Source organism: Pelagibius sp. CAU 1746, from assembly GCF_039839785.1.
Classification (GTDB): Bacteria; Pseudomonadota; Alphaproteobacteria; order Kiloniellales; family Kiloniellaceae; genus Pelagibius.
Genome location: NZ_JBDOQT010000001.1, coordinates 1,334,475 through 1,353,755 on the forward strand (window position 1 = coordinate 1,334,475; position 19,281 = coordinate 1,353,755).

Annotated in this window: 22 protein-coding genes; 10 read left to right on the top strand and 12 right to left on the bottom strand. The window is 68.5% G+C overall.

Annotation, left to right across the window (positions count from 1 at the left end):
* Window positions 1-90 precede the first annotated feature (90 nt).
* Window positions 91-978, top strand: coding sequence for an S-methyl-5'-thioadenosine phosphorylase (locus tag AAFN88_RS06390; RefSeq protein ID WP_347519145.1), 888 nt, complete (start codon window positions 91-93; stop codon window positions 976-978).
* A gap of 52 nt (window positions 979-1,030) precedes the next feature.
* Window positions 1,031-1,945: a VOC family protein gene (locus AAFN88_RS06395; protein ID WP_347519147.1), complete on the top strand. Its 915-nt coding sequence runs from the start codon at window positions 1,031-1,033 to the stop codon at window positions 1,943-1,945.
* 82 nt (window positions 1,946-2,027) lie between these two features.
* Here the strand turns inward: AAFN88_RS06395 and AAFN88_RS06400 are convergent, their stop codons facing one another.
* From AAFN88_RS06400 to AAFN88_RS06455, 12 genes are all read right to left on the bottom strand, one after another.
* Window positions 2,028-2,543, bottom strand: a complete 516-nt coding sequence (locus tag AAFN88_RS06400; RefSeq protein WP_347519148.1) for a hypothetical protein — start codon at window positions 2,541-2,543, stop codon at window positions 2,028-2,030.
* A 54-nt stretch (window positions 2,544-2,597) separates the two neighbouring features.
* Window positions 2,598-3,275 carry a dienelactone hydrolase family protein gene (locus tag AAFN88_RS06405; protein WP_347519150.1) on the bottom strand — a complete coding sequence of 226 codons (678 nt, stop codon included), beginning with the start codon at window positions 3,273-3,275 and terminating at the stop codon, window positions 2,598-2,600.
* An 87-nt stretch (window positions 3,276-3,362) separates the two neighbouring features.
* On the bottom strand, window positions 3,363-4,460 hold the full coding sequence (ychF, locus tag AAFN88_RS06410; RefSeq protein ID WP_347519152.1) for a redox-regulated ATPase YchF: 1,098 nt from the start codon (window positions 4,458-4,460) through the stop codon (window positions 3,363-3,365).
* Window positions 4,461-4,463: 3 nt separating this feature from the next.
* The gene (gene pth, locus AAFN88_RS06415; RefSeq protein ID WP_347519154.1) at window positions 4,464-5,138 is read right to left on the bottom strand and encodes an aminoacyl-tRNA hydrolase; all 675 of its coding nucleotides are present in this window, start codon (window positions 5,136-5,138) and stop codon (window positions 4,464-4,466) included.
* A gap of 24 nt (window positions 5,139-5,162) precedes the next feature.
* Window positions 5,163-5,819 (bottom strand): 50S ribosomal protein L25/general stress protein Ctc, encoded by a 657-nt coding sequence (locus AAFN88_RS06420; protein ID WP_347519156.1) that lies wholly within the window; start codon window positions 5,817-5,819, stop codon window positions 5,163-5,165.
* A gap of 119 nt (window positions 5,820-5,938) precedes the next feature.
* Entirely contained in the window at window positions 5,939-6,883 is a 945-nt protein-coding gene (locus tag AAFN88_RS06425) for a ribose-phosphate pyrophosphokinase (RefSeq protein WP_347519158.1), read from the bottom strand.
* Between the two features lie 426 nt (window positions 6,884-7,309).
* Complete coding sequence (locus AAFN88_RS06430) at window positions 7,310-8,461, bottom strand: Xaa-Pro peptidase family protein (RefSeq protein ID WP_347519160.1); 1,152 nt, start codon at window positions 8,459-8,461, stop codon at window positions 7,310-7,312.
* A 19-nt stretch (window positions 8,462-8,480) separates the two neighbouring features.
* Window positions 8,481-9,248, bottom strand: coding sequence for a peptidoglycan editing factor PgeF (gene pgeF / locus AAFN88_RS06435; RefSeq protein WP_347519162.1), 768 nt, complete (start codon window positions 9,246-9,248; stop codon window positions 8,481-8,483).
* A 10-nt stretch (window positions 9,249-9,258) separates the two neighbouring features.
* On the bottom strand, window positions 9,259-10,410 hold the full coding sequence (locus AAFN88_RS06440; RefSeq protein WP_347519164.1) for an SAM-dependent methyltransferase: 1,152 nt from the start codon (window positions 10,408-10,410) through the stop codon (window positions 9,259-9,261).
* A gap of 12 nt (window positions 10,411-10,422) precedes the next feature.
* On the bottom strand, window positions 10,423-11,226 hold the full coding sequence (gene lgt, locus AAFN88_RS06445; RefSeq protein WP_347521641.1) for a prolipoprotein diacylglyceryl transferase: 804 nt from the start codon (window positions 11,224-11,226) through the stop codon (window positions 10,423-10,425).
* A gap of 59 nt (window positions 11,227-11,285) precedes the next feature.
* Complete coding sequence (gene rfaD, locus AAFN88_RS06450) at window positions 11,286-12,284, bottom strand: ADP-glyceromanno-heptose 6-epimerase (protein WP_347519166.1); 999 nt, start codon at window positions 12,282-12,284, stop codon at window positions 11,286-11,288.
* 128 nt (window positions 12,285-12,412) lie between these two features.
* Window positions 12,413-13,459 (bottom strand): substrate-binding domain-containing protein, encoded by a 1,047-nt coding sequence (locus AAFN88_RS06455; protein WP_347519168.1) that lies wholly within the window; start codon window positions 13,457-13,459, stop codon window positions 12,413-12,415.
* Between the two features lie 177 nt (window positions 13,460-13,636).
* On the opposite strand from AAFN88_RS06455, the gene AAFN88_RS06460 reads away from it, so the two are divergent.
* The 8 genes from AAFN88_RS06460 (at window position 13,637) to AAFN88_RS06495 (ending at window position 18,990) form a co-directional block, all read left to right on the top strand.
* Window positions 13,637-14,221, top strand: coding sequence for a hypothetical protein (locus tag AAFN88_RS06460; protein WP_347519170.1), 585 nt, complete (start codon window positions 13,637-13,639; stop codon window positions 14,219-14,221).
* Window positions 14,222-14,230: 9 nt separating this feature from the next.
* Window positions 14,231-14,857: a hypothetical protein gene (locus AAFN88_RS06465; RefSeq protein ID WP_347519172.1), complete on the top strand. Its 627-nt coding sequence runs from the start codon at window positions 14,231-14,233 to the stop codon at window positions 14,855-14,857.
* 121 nt (window positions 14,858-14,978) lie between these two features.
* On the top strand, window positions 14,979-15,308 hold the full coding sequence (locus tag AAFN88_RS06470; RefSeq protein ID WP_347519174.1) for an accessory factor UbiK family protein: 330 nt from the start codon (window positions 14,979-14,981) through the stop codon (window positions 15,306-15,308).
* Window positions 15,309-15,547: 239 nt separating this feature from the next.
* Window positions 15,548-16,048, top strand: coding sequence for a YbjN domain-containing protein (locus tag AAFN88_RS06475; RefSeq protein WP_347519175.1), 501 nt, complete (start codon window positions 15,548-15,550; stop codon window positions 16,046-16,048).
* 18 nt (window positions 16,049-16,066) lie between these two features.
* Complete coding sequence (gene proC, locus AAFN88_RS06480; RefSeq protein ID WP_347519178.1) at window positions 16,067-16,882, top strand: pyrroline-5-carboxylate reductase; 816 nt, start codon at window positions 16,067-16,069, stop codon at window positions 16,880-16,882.
* Between the two features lie 155 nt (window positions 16,883-17,037).
* Window positions 17,038-17,541 (top strand): YbaK/EbsC family protein, encoded by a 504-nt coding sequence (locus AAFN88_RS06485; protein ID WP_347519180.1) that lies wholly within the window; start codon window positions 17,038-17,040, stop codon window positions 17,539-17,541.
* Window positions 17,542-17,606: 65 nt separating this feature from the next.
* Window positions 17,607-18,269, top strand: coding sequence for a TetR/AcrR family transcriptional regulator (locus tag AAFN88_RS06490; RefSeq protein WP_347519181.1), 663 nt, complete (start codon window positions 17,607-17,609; stop codon window positions 18,267-18,269).
* Window positions 18,270-18,483: 214 nt separating this feature from the next.
* A complete protein-coding gene (locus AAFN88_RS06495) occupies window positions 18,484-18,990 on the top strand; it encodes a phasin family protein (protein WP_347519182.1) in 507 nt (168 codons plus the stop codon).
* Window positions 18,991-19,281 lie beyond the last annotated feature (291 nt).

A 19,281-nucleotide genomic window follows, 5' to 3' on the forward strand; every position in this document is an offset into this window, starting at 1 on the left:
TTTTTCCTTTGTCCGGCGGGGCGCGCCTTGGCAAGGCGGGCCCGGTCGGCTAAAGGGATTCCCCGAAACAGCCAATAAGGGGGGCAGCAAATGGCGGAGCCCGGGACCCCGCCGGTGATCGGCATCATCGGCGGCAGCGGCATCTACGAGATCGAAGGGCTGCAGAACGCCGAGTGGCGGCGCCTGCGCTCCAGCTTCGGGGACCCCTCCGACGCCTGCCTCTTCGGCGAACTGGACGGCCAGCGCCTGGTCTTCCTGCCGCGCCATGGCCGCGGCCACAAGATCCCGCCCTCCGAACTGAACTTCCGCGCCAACATCGACGCGCTGAAGCGCGCCGGGGTGACTGAGATACTCTCCTTGAGCGCCGTGGGCTCGCTGCGCGCGGACCTGCCGCCGGGCACCTTCGTCATCGCCGACCAGTTCATCGACCGCACCTTCGCCCGCCAGAAGTCCTTCTTCGGGACCGGCATGGTGGCCCATGTCTCCATGGCCGACCCGGTCTGCGGACGTCTGGGCGACCACCTGGAGGCCGCGGCGGCGGAGCTCGGCCTGCCGGCCAAGCGCGCCGGCACCTACATGGTCATGGAAGGCCCGCAGTTCTCGACGCGCGCCGAATCGGAACTCTACCGTTCCTGGGGCTGCGACGTCATCGGCATGACCAACATGCCCGAGGCCAAGCTCGCCCGCGAAGCCGAAGTTTGCTACGCGACCGTGGCCATGGTTACCGACTATGACTGCTGGCATGACGAGCACGACCATGTCACCGTGGACCAGGTGGTGAAGACGCTGCTGGACAACGCCGACAAGGCGCGCGCCCTGGTCAAGCAGGTGGTGCCCAAGCTGGCCGGACGTACGGCCGCCTGCGGCAAGGGCTGTCACCACGCCCTGGACGCCGCGCTGATCACCCACGGCGAGGCCCGCGACCCGGAGGTGCTGGCCCGGCTGGACGCCGTCGCCGGGCGCGTGATCGGCGACTGATGCGCGCGCGGCCTGGCGAGCGGAGGGATCGATGCCGGAGGAGGCGCGGGATATGAAGCTGATGGTCGGTGAGAAGGGCTTGGAGACGGCGCGGCCGCTGCGCGGCATCGACCACGTGCTGGTCGGCGTGCGCGACCTGGAGGCGGCGCGCCAGACCTACGCGCGCCTCGGCTTCACCGTTTCGGCGCGCGGCCGTCACATCGGCTGGGGCACCGCCAACTACTGCATCATGTTTCCCGACGACTACATCGAGCTGCTGGGCATCGTCGATCCTTCGCAGTTCACCAACAACCTCAACCGCTTCCTGGAGTCCCGCGAGGGTCTGCTGGGCCTCGCTTTCGCCAGCGACGACGTGATGCTGGCCGAGCGCGCGCTGCGCCGTGCCGGCATCGAGCCGGGCGAGATGCGCGACCTGAAGCGCATCCTGGAGGATCCGGAGGGCGAGGTCTGGCCGCGTTTCAAGCTGCTGCACCTGCCGCCGGAGGCGACCCCCGGAACCTCGGCCTTCATCTGCCAGCATCTGACGCCGGAACTGGTGTGGCGCCCGGAATGGTGCAAGCACGCCAACAGCGCGCGCGGCCTCATCGCCATGACCTCGGTGGTCAAGGACCCCTCCGCGCTGGCGATTCCCTATGCCGAGCTGTTCGGCTTCGACCGGGTGCGCGCCGGCGACGGCGTGGTGGAGGTCGACTGTGGCGGTGCCGGAGGAGATTCAGGGAGAGGCAGCGTCTGGCTGCGCTTCACCACGGCGGAGATGCTGGGCGCCCTGCACCCGGGCCTGGTCGGCGCGCCGCGCCAGCCGACGCCCTGGCTGGCGGCCCTGCGCGTCGCCGTCGAGGACCTGGGCCTCTGCGCCACCACGCTGGAGCGCAACCACATGCCGGTGCACTGGGACGGCCCGCGCCTGCTGCGCGTCCCCGCCCAGGCCGCCTGCGGAGTGCTGATGGAATTCACCGAAGAGGCTTAGGTCGCCGTTGTTGCTACCCTGAGCTTCCGGCCTCATGCTGAGGAGGCGCGGCAGCGCCGTCTCGAAGCATGGGCTGCCCGCGTTACTTTTCCGCCGGGCGCTCGATGCGCGGGGCGAACTGCCGGTAGGTGGCCCGGGCGTCGTAGATCTGAAAGCCGCTGGAGGACTGGGCGGGCGGACGGCCCGAGAAGGGCTCGATGGTCAGCTGCGCGCGGAAGGTGGTGCGCTCGCGCCGATAGCTCGGCGGCGGGTAGGGCCTGTAGTGGCGGTATTGCCGGTCGTAATAGTAGCGATCGCCCCAGCCGTCGTAGGTCTCCCGCGTCACCTGGGTGAAGCGTTCGACCAGCTTGTCGTGCACAACGAACTTCTCTGCGCCCACCTCCAATGCCAACTCGGCGGCACGGAACAGGCAGTAGTCTTGTACCCGCTCGCGCGACGTGGCGGCATTGCCCTGGAAACTCACTCGGTAGAGCCCCTTGCCCAGCACCTCGTCCGCATAGCCGTCGCGGCTCGCCAGGGGCGCATAGAGGCTCGGCTGCGGCGCGGCGCAGGCCGCCAGCAGCAGCGTCAGCAGCAGGGCGGTGACGCGCGGAGCCATGCCTTGGCAGATAGGCGCAGGACAACACCCCCGCAAGTCTTCATCCGCCGGCTGTCAACCAAGGGTGCGCTTGAGGAAGGTAAGGGTCCGTTCACGGGCCAGGGCGGCGCTTTCGGCGTGGTAGGAGCCGCGCATGTCGCAGTTGAAGCCGTGGCCGGCCGGGTAGGTGTAGAGCTCTTCCTCCGGGTGGGTCTCGCCCACAGCCTTCACCTGATCCATCGGGATGCCGGCGTCCTGCTCGCCGAAGTGGAACATCACCGGGCAGTTCGGCTGCTCGTCGCGGTGTTCGTAGATGGCGCCGCCGTAATAGCAGACGGCCGCGGCGGGCTTCAGGCGGGTGGCGGCCAGCCAGGCCAGCGAGCCGCCCCAGCAGTAGCCGACCACGCCGGCCTTGCCGGCCCCGGCGACGAAGCCCAGGGCCGCGGCGATGTCGGCCAGCGCCCGGTCCCAGGCGATCTCATCTTTGAGGGCGCGGCCGCGTGCGACGTCGTCGGGGGCATAGCCCAGCTCGATGCCGGGCTCGATCCGGTCGAAGAGGGCGGGGGCGATGGCGAGGCAGCCCTCGGCGGCGAAGCTGTCGGCGACGCCGCGGATGTGCACGTTGACGCCGAAGATCTCCTGGATCACCACCAGGCCGGCTCTCGGCTGGTCGGAAGGCCGCGCTACGTAGGCGTCGAAGCTGTGCCCGTCGTCCGCCGTCAGTTTCACTGTTTCGGCGCTGTAGTCGCCCATCTGCCGCTCCCGTCGTCTGCCCCTTGATCGGCTGTTCGCCGGACAAGCCTTAGCAGATGGAGAGCGGGTCCGGCTAGGGTACAGGACCTATACGTTGAAGCGGAAATGGAAGACGTCGCCGTCTTTCGCCACGTAGTCCTTGCCTTCGGCGCGCATCTTGCCGGCATCCTTGGCGCCTTGCTCGCCGCCGCAGGCGATGAAGTCGTCGTAGGCGATGGTCTCGGCGCGGATGAAGCCGCGCTCGAAGTCGCTGTGGATGACGCCGGCGGCCTGCGGCGCCTTGCTGGCGCGGCGCACGGTCCAGGCGCGGGCCTCCTTGGGCCCCACGGTGAAGAAGGTGATGAGGTCGAGAAGCTGGTAGCCGGCGCGGATGACGCGGGCGAGGCCCGTTTCCTCCAGGCCCAGGCTCTCCAGGAATTCTTTTTTCTCCTCGGGGTCGCCCAGCGCGGCGACCTCGGCCTCGATGGCGGCGGAGACCACCACGCAGGCCCCGCCGGTCTCGGCGGCGCGCTGCTCGACCAGGGCCGAGTACTTGTTGCCCGTGGCCGCGGACTCCTCGTCGACGTTGGCCGCGTAGAGCACCGGCTTGGCGCTCAGGAGCTGCAACTGGCGGAAGACCGGCTTCAGGTCGTCGGCGATCTCCACGCTGCGCGCCGGCTTGCCGGCCTCCAGCGCTTCGATGACGGGCTCCAGCACCGTCAGGCGCTCCTTGGCTTCCTTGTCGTTGCCGCGTGCCTTCTTGATGGCGGCGTCACGCTGCTTCATGGCCGAATCCAGGTCGGCCAGCATCAGCTCGGTCTCCACCGTCTCGGCGTCGCGGATCGGGTCGACCGAGCCGTCGACGTGGGTGACCTCGCCCTCAAAGCAGCGCAGCACGTGGACGATGGCGTCGACCTCGCGGATGTTGGCCAGGAACTGGTTGCCCAGACCCTCGCCCTTGGAGGCGCCGCGCACCAGCCCGGCGATGTCGACGAACTCCAGGAAGGTGGGGATGGTCTTGGCCGACTTGGCGATGGCCGCCAGCTTGTCCAGGCGCGCGTCGGGCACCGGCACCCGCCCCACGTTGGGCTCGATGGTGCAGAAGGGATAGTTGGCCGCCTCCGCCTGGGCCGTCTCGGTCAGGGCGTTGAAGAGGGTGGACTTGCCGACGTTGGGCAGCCCGACGATACCGCAATTGAAACCCATAGGTCAGTCGTCGCTTTTGCTGGGGGATACGGAGGGGGAGGGGGCCGCATCGCCGGCGCCGCCGTCCTCGGGCGCTGGCTTCGCGGCGGGCTTCGGCTTCTTGGGCCGGGGGGGAGCGGTGAGTTCGGCGACCCGCGACATGAAGCGCGGGGCGTCGCCCTCGACCAGGGCGGGGATCTCGCCGGCCACCGCGTCCAGCAGCTTCTCCAGCCAGACCTTGTCGGCCTTGGCGAAGTCGCCCAGCACGTGGCCGTGCACGAGTTCCTTCTGGCCGGGATGGCCGACGCCCAGGCGCAGCCGCCAGAAGTTGTTGCCGATGTGGGAGTCGATGGAACGGATGCCATTGTGGCCGCCGCTGCCGCCGCCCTGCTTCACGCGGATCTTGCCGGGCGCCAGGTCGATCTCGTCGTAGAGCACGATGACGTCTTCCGGCGCCAGCTTGAAGAAGCGCAGGGCCTCGCCGACCGCGCGGCCGGACTCGTTCATATAGGTCTGGGGCTTCAGGGCCAGCACCTTCTCGCCGCCAAGGCGGCCTTCGGCGCAATCCGCCTGGAAGCGGCTGCGCCAGGGCGAAAAGGAATGGCGGCGGACGATCTCGTCCACCGCCATGAAGCCGATATTGTGCCGGTTGTCCGCGTAGCGGGGGCCCGGGTTGCCGAGCCCGGCAAGCAACAACATGCTGGCCACCCCCTTTGGGTCGGCTTAGTCCTCTTTGGACTCTTCCTCGGCGGGCGCCTCGGCTGCCGCCTCGGCTTCGCCCTCCTGTTCCTCCGCGGCCTCTTCGCGCACCACGGTGGGGGCGGCGATGGTCGCGATGGTGAAGTCGCGGTCGGTGATGGTCGGCGCCACGCCGTCCGGCAGCTTCACCATGGAGATGTGCACGCCGTCGCCGATCTGCAGACCGGCCAGGTCGATGTCGATCTGCGACGGAATGGCGTCCGCCCGGCAGGCCAGTTCGATCTCGTGGCGCACCACGTTCAGCACGCCGCCTTCCTTCAGGCCCGGGCAGGTGTCTTCATTGATGAAGTGGACCGCCACCTCGACGTGGACGCTGGTGGCTGCGGAGACGCGCAGGAAGTCGATGTGGACCGGATTGTCGGTCACCGGATCGAACTGCACGTCGCGGGCCAGGGCCCGCTCGCTCTTGCCGCCATCGACCTTCACGTCGAAGAGGGTGGAGAAAAAACCGCCCTGGTGCAGCAGCTTGTTCAACTGCCGCTCCTCGACGGAAATCAGGGTAGGATCCTTTTTCGCGCCGTAAATCACGCCCGGCACCTGCCCGGCGCGACGTGCGGCACGGGCTGGCCCCTTCCCGGCCCGCTCCCGCGAAGCCGCGGGAAATTCAACTACGTCAGCCATTGTCTAACTCCTTGACTGATTGAACCGGATGCCGGCACCCTGCCGGCCTCCGCCTCGCCCGACCCGGCCTCCAGGGGTGCCGGCATCGGAAAAGCTCGTAAAACGACGTTCTAACGGCCTTACATGGCCGGAACGTTAAACAAACTCGAAACCGAGCGCTCGTCGCTGATGCGCTGCATGGCATCGCCGATCAGCGGGGCGATCGAAATCTGGCGGATGTTCTGGGCCACCCGCACCGCCTCGGTCGCCTGGATGCTGTCGGTCATGACCAGCTCCTCCAGCGGGGAGGAGGACACCCGCGCCACGGCTCCGCCCGAGAGCACCCCGTGGGTGACATAGGCGGACACGGAAGTGGCGCCGGCCTCCTTCAAGGCGACGGCCGCGTTGCAAAGGGTCCCGGCCGAGTCGACGATGTCATCCACCAGGATGCAGCGCCGGCCCCGGACGTCGCCGATGATGTTCATCACCTCGGAAACCCCGGCACGTTCGCGGCGCTTATCGATGATCGCAAGGTCGGCGTCAAGCGGTTTGGCGATGGCCCGGGCCCGCACCACGCCGCCCACGTCGGGGGAGACGATGGTCAGGTCGTCCTTGCCGTTGCGCTCCAGGATGTCCTTGGTGAAGACCGGCGTCGCGAAGAGGTTGTCGGTCGGAATATCGAAGAAGCCCTGAATCTGCCCGGCGTGGAGTTCCAGGGTCAGCACCCGGTCGGCCCCGGCCGAGGTGATCAGATTGGCCACCAGCTTGGCCGAGATCGGGGTCCGGGGGGCGGACTTGCGGTCCTGGCGGGCGTAGCCGAAGTAGGGCAGGACCGCCGTGATGCGCCGCGCCGAGGCCCGCTTCAGGGCGTCCATGGCGACCAGCAGCTCCATCAGGTTGTCGTTGGCCGGATAGGAGGTGGACTGGATGATGAAGACGTCCTCGCCACGCACGTTCTCGTGGATTTCGACGAAGACCTCCATGTCCGAGAAACGGCGCACGCTGGCCTTGGTCAGTTCCAGGTTCAGAAAGGCGGAAATCGCCTCGGCCAAAGGCCGATTGCTGTTCCCGGTCATGATTTTCATGGCGGTATCCTTAGTGCCCGTTTTGCTGGGCGTGGATCGTCTGGCGCGGCGAAATCTCGTCCGTCTCACGCGTCCCCTGGGGCCCAGGCGGGCGGACCATATCAATGCCTTCCGGCCCTGTAAACGGCCTTGGCCGGACTTTCTGGAGGCATCCCGGCGGCCGCCCCCGAGGGTGTCGGGAGGGTCGCTGCCAGGGGGGAGAAGGCGGTTAAAAACTAGCCTTCCGGCTGTGGTTCGGAGACGTCCGGCGGGGGCGCTTGCCGGGGCCCGGGCAGGCCGGCCTAGATCAGGAAGCAGCTGGCCAGCAGGCCGAGGCAGAGGAAAAGGACGAAGACGGTCAGATGCGGCATCGAAAAGGGGTCTCCCGAATCGCCCTCCGGGGGCGGCCCGCCGGGGCGCCGGGCGGCTTAACCTTACCGGTTTCCGCTAGCGGGTTTCCAGCTCCAGGGAGGCCCCGGACAGGGGCTCCGCCGCCGCCTCGGTGACCAGGCTGGTGCGTCCCAGGGTCATGGCCACGCCTTCCTCGGAGTTGAAGAGGATCATGTGGCAGAAGATCGTCATGCCCGGCTCGAAGACCACGGGATTGCCGTGGTACAGCATCGGCCAGTCCATCCACACCGGGGCGAAGGTGGTGCCCTGGGAATAGCCGCAGGCATTCATGCGGTGGGCCTGGTAGCCGGCGGCATCCATGACCCGGCTGTGGGCGTCGAAGGCCTCGCCGAAGGTCCTGCCGGGGCGCAGCTTGTCCTCCACCGCCAGCAGGGCGTCGCGGGCCACGGCGTGCATCTCCCGGTGCAGGGGCCGCGGTCCGCCGATCGGCAGGGTGCGCATCATGGCGGCATGGTAGTGGCGGTAGGTGCCGGCCCATTCCAGGGTCAGTTGGTCCTGCGCATCCAGGTGGCGCCGCCCGGAATAGTAGCGGCACAAGAGGGCGCCGGGGCCGGAGCCGATGATGAACTCGTTGGAGGGGTCGTCGCCGCCGCGGGTGAAGATGGCGCCGTGCATGGCGGCCAGGACGTCGCCCTCGAAGGCGCCCGGCCCGGCGCTGTCGAGCGCGGCCTGCCAGGCGGCGTCGGCCAGGTTTGCTGCCTCGCGCACATAGGCGACCTCTGCCGGGCTCTTCACCACCCGCAGGCGGCTGACCAGGCCGGAGGCGTCCTCCAGGGCGCAGAAACCCTCCAGGGCCGCCTCCAGGCGCTTGCCCTGGGCGGCGGTCAGGCCGTAGGCGTCGTACTCCACGCCCAGCTTCTTCCCGGCGCAGCCGAAGCCGCGCAGGATCTCGCGCAGCTCGGCGGCGGGCGCGGCATCGGGATCGTCGACCCAGATGCGGATGTCCCGGATCATCGAGGTCTGCTGCGCCTGGCGCAGGTCCGGCGCCCGGGTCAGCAGCATGAGGCGGCCGTCGGCGCCCAGGTAGAGGCACTGGAAGAAGCAGTAGCCGAAGGTGTCGTAGCCAGTCAGGTAGTACATGCTTTCCTGCCGGAAGATCAGCAGGCCGTCCAGGCCGGTCTCGGCCAGCAGGCGGCAGGTCCGCTCGCGCCGCCGGGCGAGCTCCTCTTCGCTGAAATGCAGGGGCATGGAGGGGTTCTCTCGGGCGTCAGGGTTCCAGGTAGATGGCGGAGAGGCCGCGGCCGTAATCCGGCTCCTTGCGGTGGCAGGAGCGGCGGTAGCTGAAGAAGCGTTCTTCCTCGGCGCAGGTGTCGCAGGGCAGGGTCTGCACGGTCTTGAGGCCCGCGGCGCCGAGGCGCCGGGCGACGTAGCCCTTGATGTCGAAGTGGGAGTGGCCCTCGCGCCGGCCGGGGCAGAAGAAGTCCGCGTTCTGCGGGTCCTGCTCCAGGAAGGGGGCCGGGAACTCGGGGCCGACTTCGTAGGAGCGTTGGGAGATCGCCGGGCCGATGCCGGCGGCGATGCGCTCGGCCGTGGCGCCCAGCTCGACCATGGCCGCCACGGTGGCCGCCACCACCCCGTTCAGCGCGCCCTTCCAGCCGGCATGGGCGGCGCCGACGACGCCGGCCTCGGCGTCGGCGAAGAGCACCGGCACGCAGTCGGCGGTGAGGATGCCGAGGGCGATGCCGCGCTCGCGGGTCACCATGGCGTCGGCCTTGGGGGCCTCGTCGCGGGCCCAGGGCGCGCGCACCTCCACCACGTCCGGCGAATGGATCTGGTAGGCGGTGACCAGGCGGTCGCCTTCCAGGTCGATCGTCGCCATGGCGCGGCGCCGGTTCTCGGTGACGTTCTCCGGCTTGTCGCCGGAACCGTAGCCGCAGTTGAGGCTGGAGAAGAGCCCCTCGCTGACGCCGCCGCCGCGGCAGAAGAAGCCGTGGCGCACGCGGGGCAGGTCGTTGAGGCGGCCGATGGTCAGCATGGGCGGCACTCTAACGGTCTTGGCTGTCGGGCGATAGGGGGGGCGGCGATTGCGGGGCGGGCGCCTCGAAGCCGGCCGGGGCGCCCGGGTCGAACGGGGGGCCGGGGGAGGTGAGGGCCAGCGTCTTGAAGAGGCCGCCCATCTCCGCCGGGTCGGTCAGGCGTTTGCGCGCGGCGCCGATGGCCTCGGCGGCGCGCGGCGCCGCGGCGGCGAGCTGGGCGGCGCGCAGCTCGATGCCCAGGGCGCCCAGAAAGTCGCCCTGCGGCACCGGCCCGTGGGCCAGGCAGCCGGCGCTGGCCGCGGCCTGGGCCAGGCTCGCGAAGTCCACGTGGGCGGTCAGGTCGGCGCTGCCCGGCGCGTCGAGCACCTCGTGGTGGCGGTGGTGGCGCAGCGCCTGAAGGGTCGGGCCGGGCGCCGGACTGGCCGGGCCGTAGTCGACGATGAGGGCGGCGCCGGGCTGGCGCGCCAGGCGGTGGCCCAGGAAGGCGGCGATGTTGAGGGCCGCCGGGCAGACCTCCACCAGGGTGCCTTCCGGGGCGTCGCGCAGGGCGGCGGGGATCAGCGGGCGGTTGGCCGCGCTGGGCGCCGCCAGGGCGAAGGCCAAGGCGTCGTCCGGACCCAGCACCACCACCCGCTCGGCCCAGCCTTCCGCGGTCTGCTCGAACTGGCGCACCGGCAGGGCGTCGAAGAACTCGTTGGCGATCAGCAGCAGCGGGCCTTCCGGGATCTGCCCGGCGTTATCCAGCCAGGTGATCTCGTGCGCGCCCAGCGATTCGCGCTGGCGCTCGCGCAGCGCGGGGCTGACCTCGACGAGGTGGATGTCCAGGGCGTCGTGGAAGCCGGGCACCTGGCGGGTGGCGCGCAGGGCGTCGGCCATCAGGGTGCCGCGCCCCGGGCCCAGCTCCACCAGGGCGCAGGGGGCGGGCTGGCCGAGGCGCAGCCAGCTATCGGCGCACCACACGCCGATCAACTCGCCGAACATCTGGCTGATCTCCGGGGCGGTGATGAAATCGCCGCCGGCTGGGCCGGGCGCGCCGAAGGGGTCGCCGCGCATGTAATAGCCGCCCACCGGATGGGTCAGGGCCTCGCCCATGTAGTCGGCCACGCTCAGCATGCCTTCCCGCTCCAGGCGCCGGCGCAGGTGGTCGAGCAGGGAAACCATGGACCCTGGCCTTTACGCCTTGCGGCGCAGCGCCCAGACGGTGACGGCGATGCCGATCAGCACCATGGGGAAGGACAGCACCTGGCCCATGGTGATGCCGGGCAGCACGAAGGCGAGGAATTCGTCGGGCTCGCGGAAGAACTCGGCGATGATCCGCGCCAGGCCGTAGCCGATCATGAAGGCGCCGGAGATCAGGCCGCTGCGCTCCAGCGCGCCCTTGCGCACCATGACGTGGAGGACGAGGAACAGCACCAGGCCTTCCAGCAGCGATTCATAAAGCTGGCTGGGGTGGCGCGCGATGGGGCCGGCGTGGGGAAAGACCATGGCCCAGGGCACCTGGGCGGAGTCCGCGGTGCGGCCGTAGAGCTCGCCGTTGATGAAGTTGGCGATGCGTCCCAGGCAGAGGCCGATGGGGGTCGCCGCGCCGACGATGTCGGAGAGCGTGAAGTAGCTGACCCCGCGGCTGCGCGCGAAGAGGCCGATGGCCGCCAGCACGCCCAGCAGGCCGCCGTGGAACGACATGCCGCCGCGCCAGATGAAGACCACCTCCAGCGGGTTGGCCAGGTAATAGTCGGGCTTGTAGAACAGGACGTAGCCCAGGCGCCCGCCCAGCACCACGCCCAGCGTCGCCCACAAGAGGAAATCGTCGAAGTCGACGGGCTTCAGGCGGTGGGGCGGCAGCTTGGTCATCCAGCGGCAGTACAGCCAGGCCAGCACCAGGCCTGCGATGTAGGCCAGCGCGTACCAGCGCACGTCGAAAATCCAGATGGAGAAGGCGACCGGGTCGAAGTCCGGGTGCTGCAGGGCCATCCACATCGGGTTAAGGGAACTGGCGGCGGAGTCGGCCGGAAATGCCATGGAACCTCTTGTGCCCTCTAACGATAAGGGTCGGGTTGGGAGAGAAAGTCCTTCACGTAGCGGGCGACGCCTTCCTCCAGTTCGGTGAAGGGCTTGCCGTAGCCGGCGGCGCGCAGGCGCGCCATCCTGGCTTCGGTGAAGTATTGGTACTTGTCGCGGATGTTCTCCGGCGTCGGCACGTAGCTGATGTTCTCCGGGCGCTCCACGGCGGCGAAGACGGCGCGCGCCAGGTCGGCGAAGGAGCGCGCTTTGCCGGTGCCGACGTTGAACAGGCCGCTAACCGCCGGGCTGTCGAGCAGCCAGAGCATGACGTCGACGCAGTCGCCGACCCAGATGAAGTCGCGCAGCTGGCCGCCGTCGGCATAGTCCGGGTGGTGCGACTGGAACAGCTTGGCCGCTTCGCCGCGCTGAAGCTGGCCGTAGAGGTGCCAGGCGACGCTGGCCTGGCCGCCCTTGTGGTACTCGTTGGGGCCGTAGACGTTGAAGAACTTCAAGCCCGCCCACTGCGGCGGTGCCAGGGCCTCGCCGTGCTGGGCCGCCTTGGCCAGGCGGCGGACGACCCAGCGGTCGAAGAGCTGCTTGCTCCAGCCGTAGCCGTTGAGGGGCCTGAGGCGCGCCAGGTAGTCCGCGCTCGCGTCGTCGTCGAAGCCTTCGGCCCCGTCGCCGTAGGTGGCGGCGGAGGAGGCGTAGATCAGCGGAATCCTCTCGCGGGTGCAGTGATCCCACAGCACCTTGGACAGGCGGAAGTTGTTGGCCAGCAGGGCGTCGCCGTCGGTCTCCGTGGTCGCCGAGATGGCGCCCATGTGGAAGACCCCGGTCAGGCGCCCCTCGGCCCAGCGCAGGAAGTCCGGCAGCTCCTCCGGCGGGATCACGTCCTCCAGGCCGTGGTGGGCCAGGTTGCGCCATTTGTCGCCCTCGCCCAGGCGGTCGCAGACGACCACGTCCTCGCCCCGCTCGCAGAGCGCGGCAACCAGGTTGGAGCCGATGAAACCGGCGCCGCCGGTAACAAGAAGCATAGTGAAGCCGATCCTTTTCTAGAGCCGCCTCGCCGGTGAAGGCGCGGGACTAGAGGCGCTCCCTTATAGAGGCCGGGCCGAAGCCTCCGCAACCCCACGGCCCCTTTTGCTTCGGGTTGCCTTAGCCCCTAGTTGCCCGAGGGGACGCGCCCTGCGGTTCCGCCGCCCTGGCCGGCGGGCAGGGGCACCAGGCCGCGCAGGGTCAGGTAGCCGCCGGGCCCGGAGGCGGCGGCGCCCCGGATCTCGGCCAGGAAGCCGTCCAGGCCGGGTGTGTCCTTCGCCTGGCCGGGTTTGGCGTAGACGTAAAGCGGCCGGGCGGGGGGATAGCGGCCGTCGGCGATGGCCGCGGCGCGGGGGGAGATGCCCTCAACCGCCAGCGCGTCCAGGCGCGCGCCCTGGCGGTCCAGGAAATTGAAGCTGAAGATGCCCAGTGCGCCCGGATGCCGGGTCAGTTGCTCGGCGGTCTCCGCCTCGTCCTCGCCCAGCTCGACAAAGACGCCGTCGGCGCGCAGCGCTCCGGCCAAGGCGGCGCGCTGCTCCGCGGTCCAGCCGCGCAGCTCGGGCAGAGCCGCGGCGGCGGGCTGCATGACCAGCTCGACGAAGGCGTCGCGCAGCGGGCTGCCCGGCGGCGGGCCGTAGATCTCGATGGGCGCCACCGGCAGGGCGAAGTCGATATCGCTCCACAGGCGGTAGGGATTGTCGATCAGCCGTCCCTCCAGGGGAACCTGGCGCGCCAGGGCCAGGAAGATCTGGCGCAGGCTGAGGCCGGCCGGCGCGCGGCCCGGGAGCTGGCCCAGCGCCACCGCCTGGTGGCCGATGGCCGTCTCGCTGACGGCGATGTTCTTGCGCTGGCAGGCGCCGAGCTCGGCCCGCGTCATGCGCCGCTCGGTCACGGCGGCGTCGGCAAAACGCGGGCCCTGGCCGGCGCAGAACGCTTGAAAGGCGCGCGCGCCGCCCAGCCGCTCGACCACCGGCATGGCTTGGTCGCTCTTCAGGCTGAACCGCTCGGCGGCGGCGATCGCCAGGGGAAAGGCGGCCGTGCCGCTGACCACGCTGACCGCCTCGCGGGGGTCGTGCTGCGCCTGGGCCGGGCCCGGTGCGGCGGCCGGCAGGGCAAGCACCGCCAGCAGCGCCCCTGCGCGCAGCGGCAGTGAAATTCGCGGAATCTTGGGCATGGCCCCCCTCTCTCGTGCCGCCGCAGTCAAGCGTCTTGCCTGCCGCTACACAAGAACAATGGGCCGGAGATGGGCCAGGCCCCCCGAAAGTGATCCGCTGGTAACCAGGAATCGTGACTTGAAAAAACACCCCTAATAATTGAAAATTTCTTTGATCATTGCGACGTGGGGGTGTGTATGGGGCGCGGTTGCAAGATTCTTGCTGCGACATTGCTGGCGATATCTCCGTTTTTTGCGTCGAACGCAAAGGCCACGACGTGTGAGTGCAAGCAGCATCCTGCGGAAGCTGAAGCGGCGGGGACTTGCTCGCGCACCGAAGACAAGGACAACTGCACCCTGTCTTTCACCAGCACCCCGCCGGAGGCGTACAAGGACTTCGTCTCCCGGCTACAAGGGCTGGGGATAGAACAAGACCCTCGGCAGGCCTTGGATCAGGCATTCAAAATGCCGCCGGAGTTCTATCGCGACGGATTGTACCAGTTGCTGCCGGCGTTGTTTGCGGTCTCCCAACGCACCAAGTTTCAGGACGCGACTCCGATAATGTTGAAGGCCGTCCAGAACGTTGCCGAAAGCGACGACGCGGCGACGATCAAAGACATCTTTGCGAACAAGGGCGCCGATCCCAAGCAGGGCAGCGCCGGCGGCGTTGCCTGGCTTGCGAGTTACGGCTGCGTTTCGCTGAAATTCGATGGCTTTGAATTCATGGTGAAGACCCGCTTCTCCCAAAGAGTCTATTTCTGCGATGGAGAGATCGGCGAGTAGCGGGCGACGATGAACCAGCCAGAAGAAGACACGCAAACCCGGCCCCATGATGTCTCGAACGTCGAGCGCATTTGCTTGGGTATCAGCGTTGTCGTCTTTTTGGCGACTATGCTGGTCTTGGCGGTTCTGTTCCCTGAAGTGACGGCGTTCCAGGAATTCGTCTTCCGCACCGTCGTCGCCCTGACGGCCGGAGCGGCGGCGGCGTTCATCCCGGGCTTTTTCCATCTGCGCATTGGGCAAGGCAAGCTTCTCGCGGTGCGAGCGACCGGGGCAATTGCCGTGACGGCGTTCGTCTACTATGTGAACCCGCCGTCCAGCGTCAGCGAACGCAAGGTCTTCATGCACGAAGGGCTGGTTCACAACCTGGAAAGCCACATCGCCGCAGGCACGGGCTTCAGCCTGGAACTCGACCCTTCGCGGATAACGGAACTGCGGGCGTTGTTCATCGAGCATACGGCCGGAGAAAGTTGGGGGGAGCTCTTCTCCAAGATCTGCCGCCGCTATCCGAACTGCTTGGTCTGCGATCCGCCTCCGGGCAGCATTTCAGACAGTGTGATGTTGAGTTTGGTCGGCCCTCCCCTCGTAAATCTGCCCGGCTCCACTTCGGGCAATGTCAAGCAATGCCCGTCAACTTGATCGGCTGACCCGGCGGCGCAGAAATGGAGGCCGAACCGATTGAGTCGGCCTCCGGGACCCGGCATATTGGATACCCGCAACATCCGATTGGGTTCGCCCGCGCTTCAGGGAGCTAAATTCGATGCAGAGCCAGAGCAAGATCCTGGACGACATGGCCAAGGTGGCGAGCAGCGCCATGGGCGTGGCCGCGGGCATGCGCAGCGAGGTCGAGGCTCGTTTCCGCGAGCAGTTGGAGCGTCTGCTGGCCCAGATGGACCTGGTGCCCCGCGAGGAGTTCGACGCCATGAAGGCCGTGGCCGTGGCCGCCCGCGAGGGCCAGGAGGCCCTGGCCGGGCAGGTGGCGGCCCTGGAACAGCGCCTGGCCGCGCTCGAGGCCTCCCAAAAGACCCCGAAAAAGGCCCCCTCGAAACCTTCCGGCAAGACCGGCGGGCCGCCGCAGGGCGACGGCTGAGCCGCCCGGCCCGGATCGGGGCGCCCGCCTTCCGCCGCCGGCTGCTGCTCCGGGGGCCCGTTTCCTTCCGTCCACAGCTTTCTGCAAATCCCCCCGGATTTGCGGCTAATCCTTTGTTGCACAGCGGAATCAATTGAGGCTACGCTAGATGTGGTAGCGGCGGCGTCGCCTTATTCCATATATCGGGCTCAAGCGGGACGCTCGACCCTGCCACCGCCAACCGAAGAGGCTGTATCGCAATGGTCGAACTCGTTTCCGATTACCACCATCCGATCAACCCCCTCGACCTCCTGGAAGAACTCGGTGCCGCCAACGACTGGACCCTCGACCGCCACAGCGAGTCGGAGCTCCTCATCGAGATGTCCGGTCATTGGTGCGAATATCACATGTATTCCGTCTGGCAGGCGGACGTGAGCTCCATGTTCTTTTCCTGCCACTTCGACATGAAAGTCCCTGAAGCCCGGCGCGGCGAGGTCTGCGAACTGCTGGCGCAGGCCAACGAGCGGCTGTGGCTCGGCCACTTCGACCTGATGTCCGAGGAAGGCGCCCTCATGTACCGCCACACCATTCCGCTGCGCGGCCTGCCTGGCGCGTCGCTGGAGCAGCTCGAAGACCTGGTGGAGGCCGCCCTCATGGAGTGCGACCGTATCTATCCGGCCCTGCAGCTGGTGGTCTGGGGCAATTCCCCGGTGCGCGAGGCTCTGGACGCGGCAATGCTGGAGACGGTTGGCGAAGCCTGACGCCATGCCGGGAATGCCATGAATTTAGGTGGACCGCTGCTGCTGGTCGGCTGCGGCAAGATGGGCGGGGCGCTGCTGGAAGGCTGGCTCAGCCAGGGCATCGCCCCCGCCGACGTCTGGATCGTCGAGCCCAACCCAGAGCCCTTGCAGGGCTTCATCGCCCGCGGCGTCCACCACGCGGACGAGGCCGCGGCGCTGCCCGGCGACCTGAAACCCGCCCTTATGGTCTTCGCCGTGAAGCCGCAGATGCTGGCCGCGGCGCTGCCCGCCTATAAGGCCTTCGCCGAAGCGGGCGCGGCGGCGCTCTCCATCGCCGCCGGCTGGCGCATCGCCGGCTTCGAGGACGCGCTGGGCGCGGCGACGCCCGTCGTGCGCGCCATGCCCAACACCCCGGCCGCCGTGGGGCGCGGCATGACCGTGCTCTGCGCCAACAAGCAGGTGGATGCGAAGCTGCGGGAGATCTGCGGCGAGCTGCTCTCGGCCGTGGGCGAGACCGCCTGGGTCGACGACGAGGGCCTTATCGACGCCGTGACCGCCGTCTCCGGCGGCGGGCCGGCCTATGTTTTCCTGCTGATCGAGTGCCTCGCCAAGGCCGGCGTCGAGGCCGGCCTGCCGGAGGACCTGGCCATGCAGTGCGCCCGGGTCACCGTGGCCGGCGCCGGGGAACTGGTGCACATCGCCAGCGAGCCCGCCTCCACCTTGCGCGAGAACGTCACCTCGCCGGGGGGCACCACCTTGGAGGCGCTGAAGATCCTCATGGCCGAGGACGGCCTGCAGCCGCTGATGACCCGCGCCATCGCCGCCGCCACCGCGCGCAGCAAGGAACTGGGGTAGCTGTCTGCCAAGCGCCGGGGGCTCCGCGCCTCGGCGCGCCGGCGGGTCCCGGGGGCCCGGTTCCAGCCCGGCACGGTTACGCCTTGGGGGCCTCGCCGTCCCGGGCGATCGTGCTATGCTGGCGGAAAATGCAGTCATTTCAGGATGAGTTCTCTATGAGCGAAGCGCCGACCCAGGCTCCGATGAAGGACAGCGCCCGGCGGGTGCAGCAGGCGATCGAGGCGGCGGGCTTCGATTTCCAGGTCCGCGAGTTTCCCGCCTCCACCCGCACCTCGGAGGAGGCGGCGGCGGCCATCGGCTGCGGCGTGGCGCAGATCGCCAAGTCGCTGATCTTCCGTGCCAAGGAATCGAACCGCCCGGTGCTGGTCATGGCCAGCGGCGCCAACCGGGTCGACGAGAAGGCGGTGGCGCGTCTGCTGGGCGAGAAGCTCGCACGCGCCGACGCCGATTTCGTGCGCGCGGCCACGGGTTTCGCTATCGGCGGCGTGCCGCCGGTCGGCCACCGCGAAACGCCGGTCGCTTTCATCGACGCCGACCTGATGGAGCTGGGCGAGATCTGGGCCGCCGCCGGCACGCCCCATGCGGTCTTCCGACTGAGCCCGCCGGAACTGGTGTCGCTGACCGGCGGCCGGGTCGCGGTGCTGAAGAAGGCGGGTTGAGGCGGGCGCGGCCTTTTCCCCGTGCGCTGGAAACCTAGGTTGAATGGCGAGAAGGAGGGACTGACATGGTCAAGAAAGCCGCCGGCAAGAAGGCGACCGGCAAGAAGACTTCCGCCAGGAAAGCCGCCGCGGGCGGCGCCAAGGGCGACCCGGCGCGGCGGATCATCGACGCCGCTTTCGCTCTGGCGGCGGAGCGCGGCTGGCGCGACCTCTCCCTGGCCGAGATCGCCGAGGCGGCCAAGCTGCCGCTGTCCACCGTCTATCCGGTCTTCTCCTCCAAGCAGGCCATCCTCAACGGCTTCGCGCGCCAGGTCGACGCGGCGATGCTGGCCGAGGGCGTGGAGGATCTGGGCCTGCCGGCGCGCGACCGCCTCTTCGACATGATCATGCGCCGTTTCGACGCTCTGCAGCCCTACAAGGCCGGGCTGGGCGCGATCCTGCAGGACCAGCTTTGCGACCCGCTGGCGGCCTGCTGCGGGCTCGGTCGCCTGGGCCGCTCCATGGCCGCCACCCTGGAGGCCGCCGGCTTCTCCACCACCGGCTGCCGCGGCGTCCTGCGCATCAAGGGGCTCTCGGCCGTCTATCTCGCGGCGGTGCGGGTCTGGCTGCGTGACGACAGCGAGGACATGGCCGGGACCATGGCCCACCTGGACAAGCAGCTCACCCGGATCGATACCCTGATCGGCCGCTTCAGGAGCTACCGGCCCGCCGGACGGGCCGCAGCCTGAGGGGCCAAGCGCCCATGCGCTTCTGATGGTTAATTAATCTCGCATCTGCACGCGCGGCCGGGCGCGGCCCCAGGGGATCCCTGGGATTATTTTATTGTGCAGTGCAAAAAAATCCTTGACCGCTTGCAAGTAGGGGCTTATATCACCGTCACGCACTGAATTGTGCGGTGCAGCAAATCGCGGGGTCGCCCCGCCAGGGATAGGAGCCCGAACCATGGCTGTTTCCGGTAACCCCTTTCTGAACGGTGAGTTCGCCAAGTTCGATTTCGCCGCTCTTATGGATCCCAGCAAGTTCGCTGAGCAGTTCGAGAAGTTCGATTTCGCAAAGACGGCGGACCAGTTCAAGTTTCCGGGCCTCGATGCGCAGGCGCTGGTCGAGTACCAGAAGCGCAACCTCGAGGCCGTTGCCTCTGCCAACAAGATCGCGCTGGAAGGCGCCCAAGCGGTGATTCGCCGCCAGGCCGAGATCCTGCGCCAGGGTGTTGAAGAGGCCTCCAAGGCGTTCTCCGAGCTGAACGCCGCCGGCACGCCGCAGGACAAGATCGTCAAGCAGGCCGAGCTGGCCAAGGGCGCCTACGAAGCCGCTCTCGCCAATCTTCGCGAGCTGGCCGAGATGGCGAGCAAGTCGAACGGCGAAGCCGCCGATCTGCTGTCGACCCGCGTGAGCGAGAGCTTCGGCGAGTTCACCAGCGAGATCAAGAAGACCGCGAAGAAGAAGTAAGCGAGCTTTTTCGCGGGAGCTATTTCCTCCCCAAAGTACCCTTTACCGTGAGTACCCTGTAACTTGCCTTAAGGGCCGTCCCTCGGGACGGCCCTTTTTGTCTGCGCGGCCTTTCGGGTGCGTCTTGCGAGATGCCGCCTCTGTCATGCTCGGACTTGTTCCGAGCATCCAGGGCGAGCGACGTGCCCTGCCCCGTGGGTCAGGCAGAGGAGGGGCGGCGGTGCCCCCACCGTTGCCGGGGCTTAACTTGCGCGAGTAGCGCCCTATCTTTTTCCCCTGAACCTCCACCCA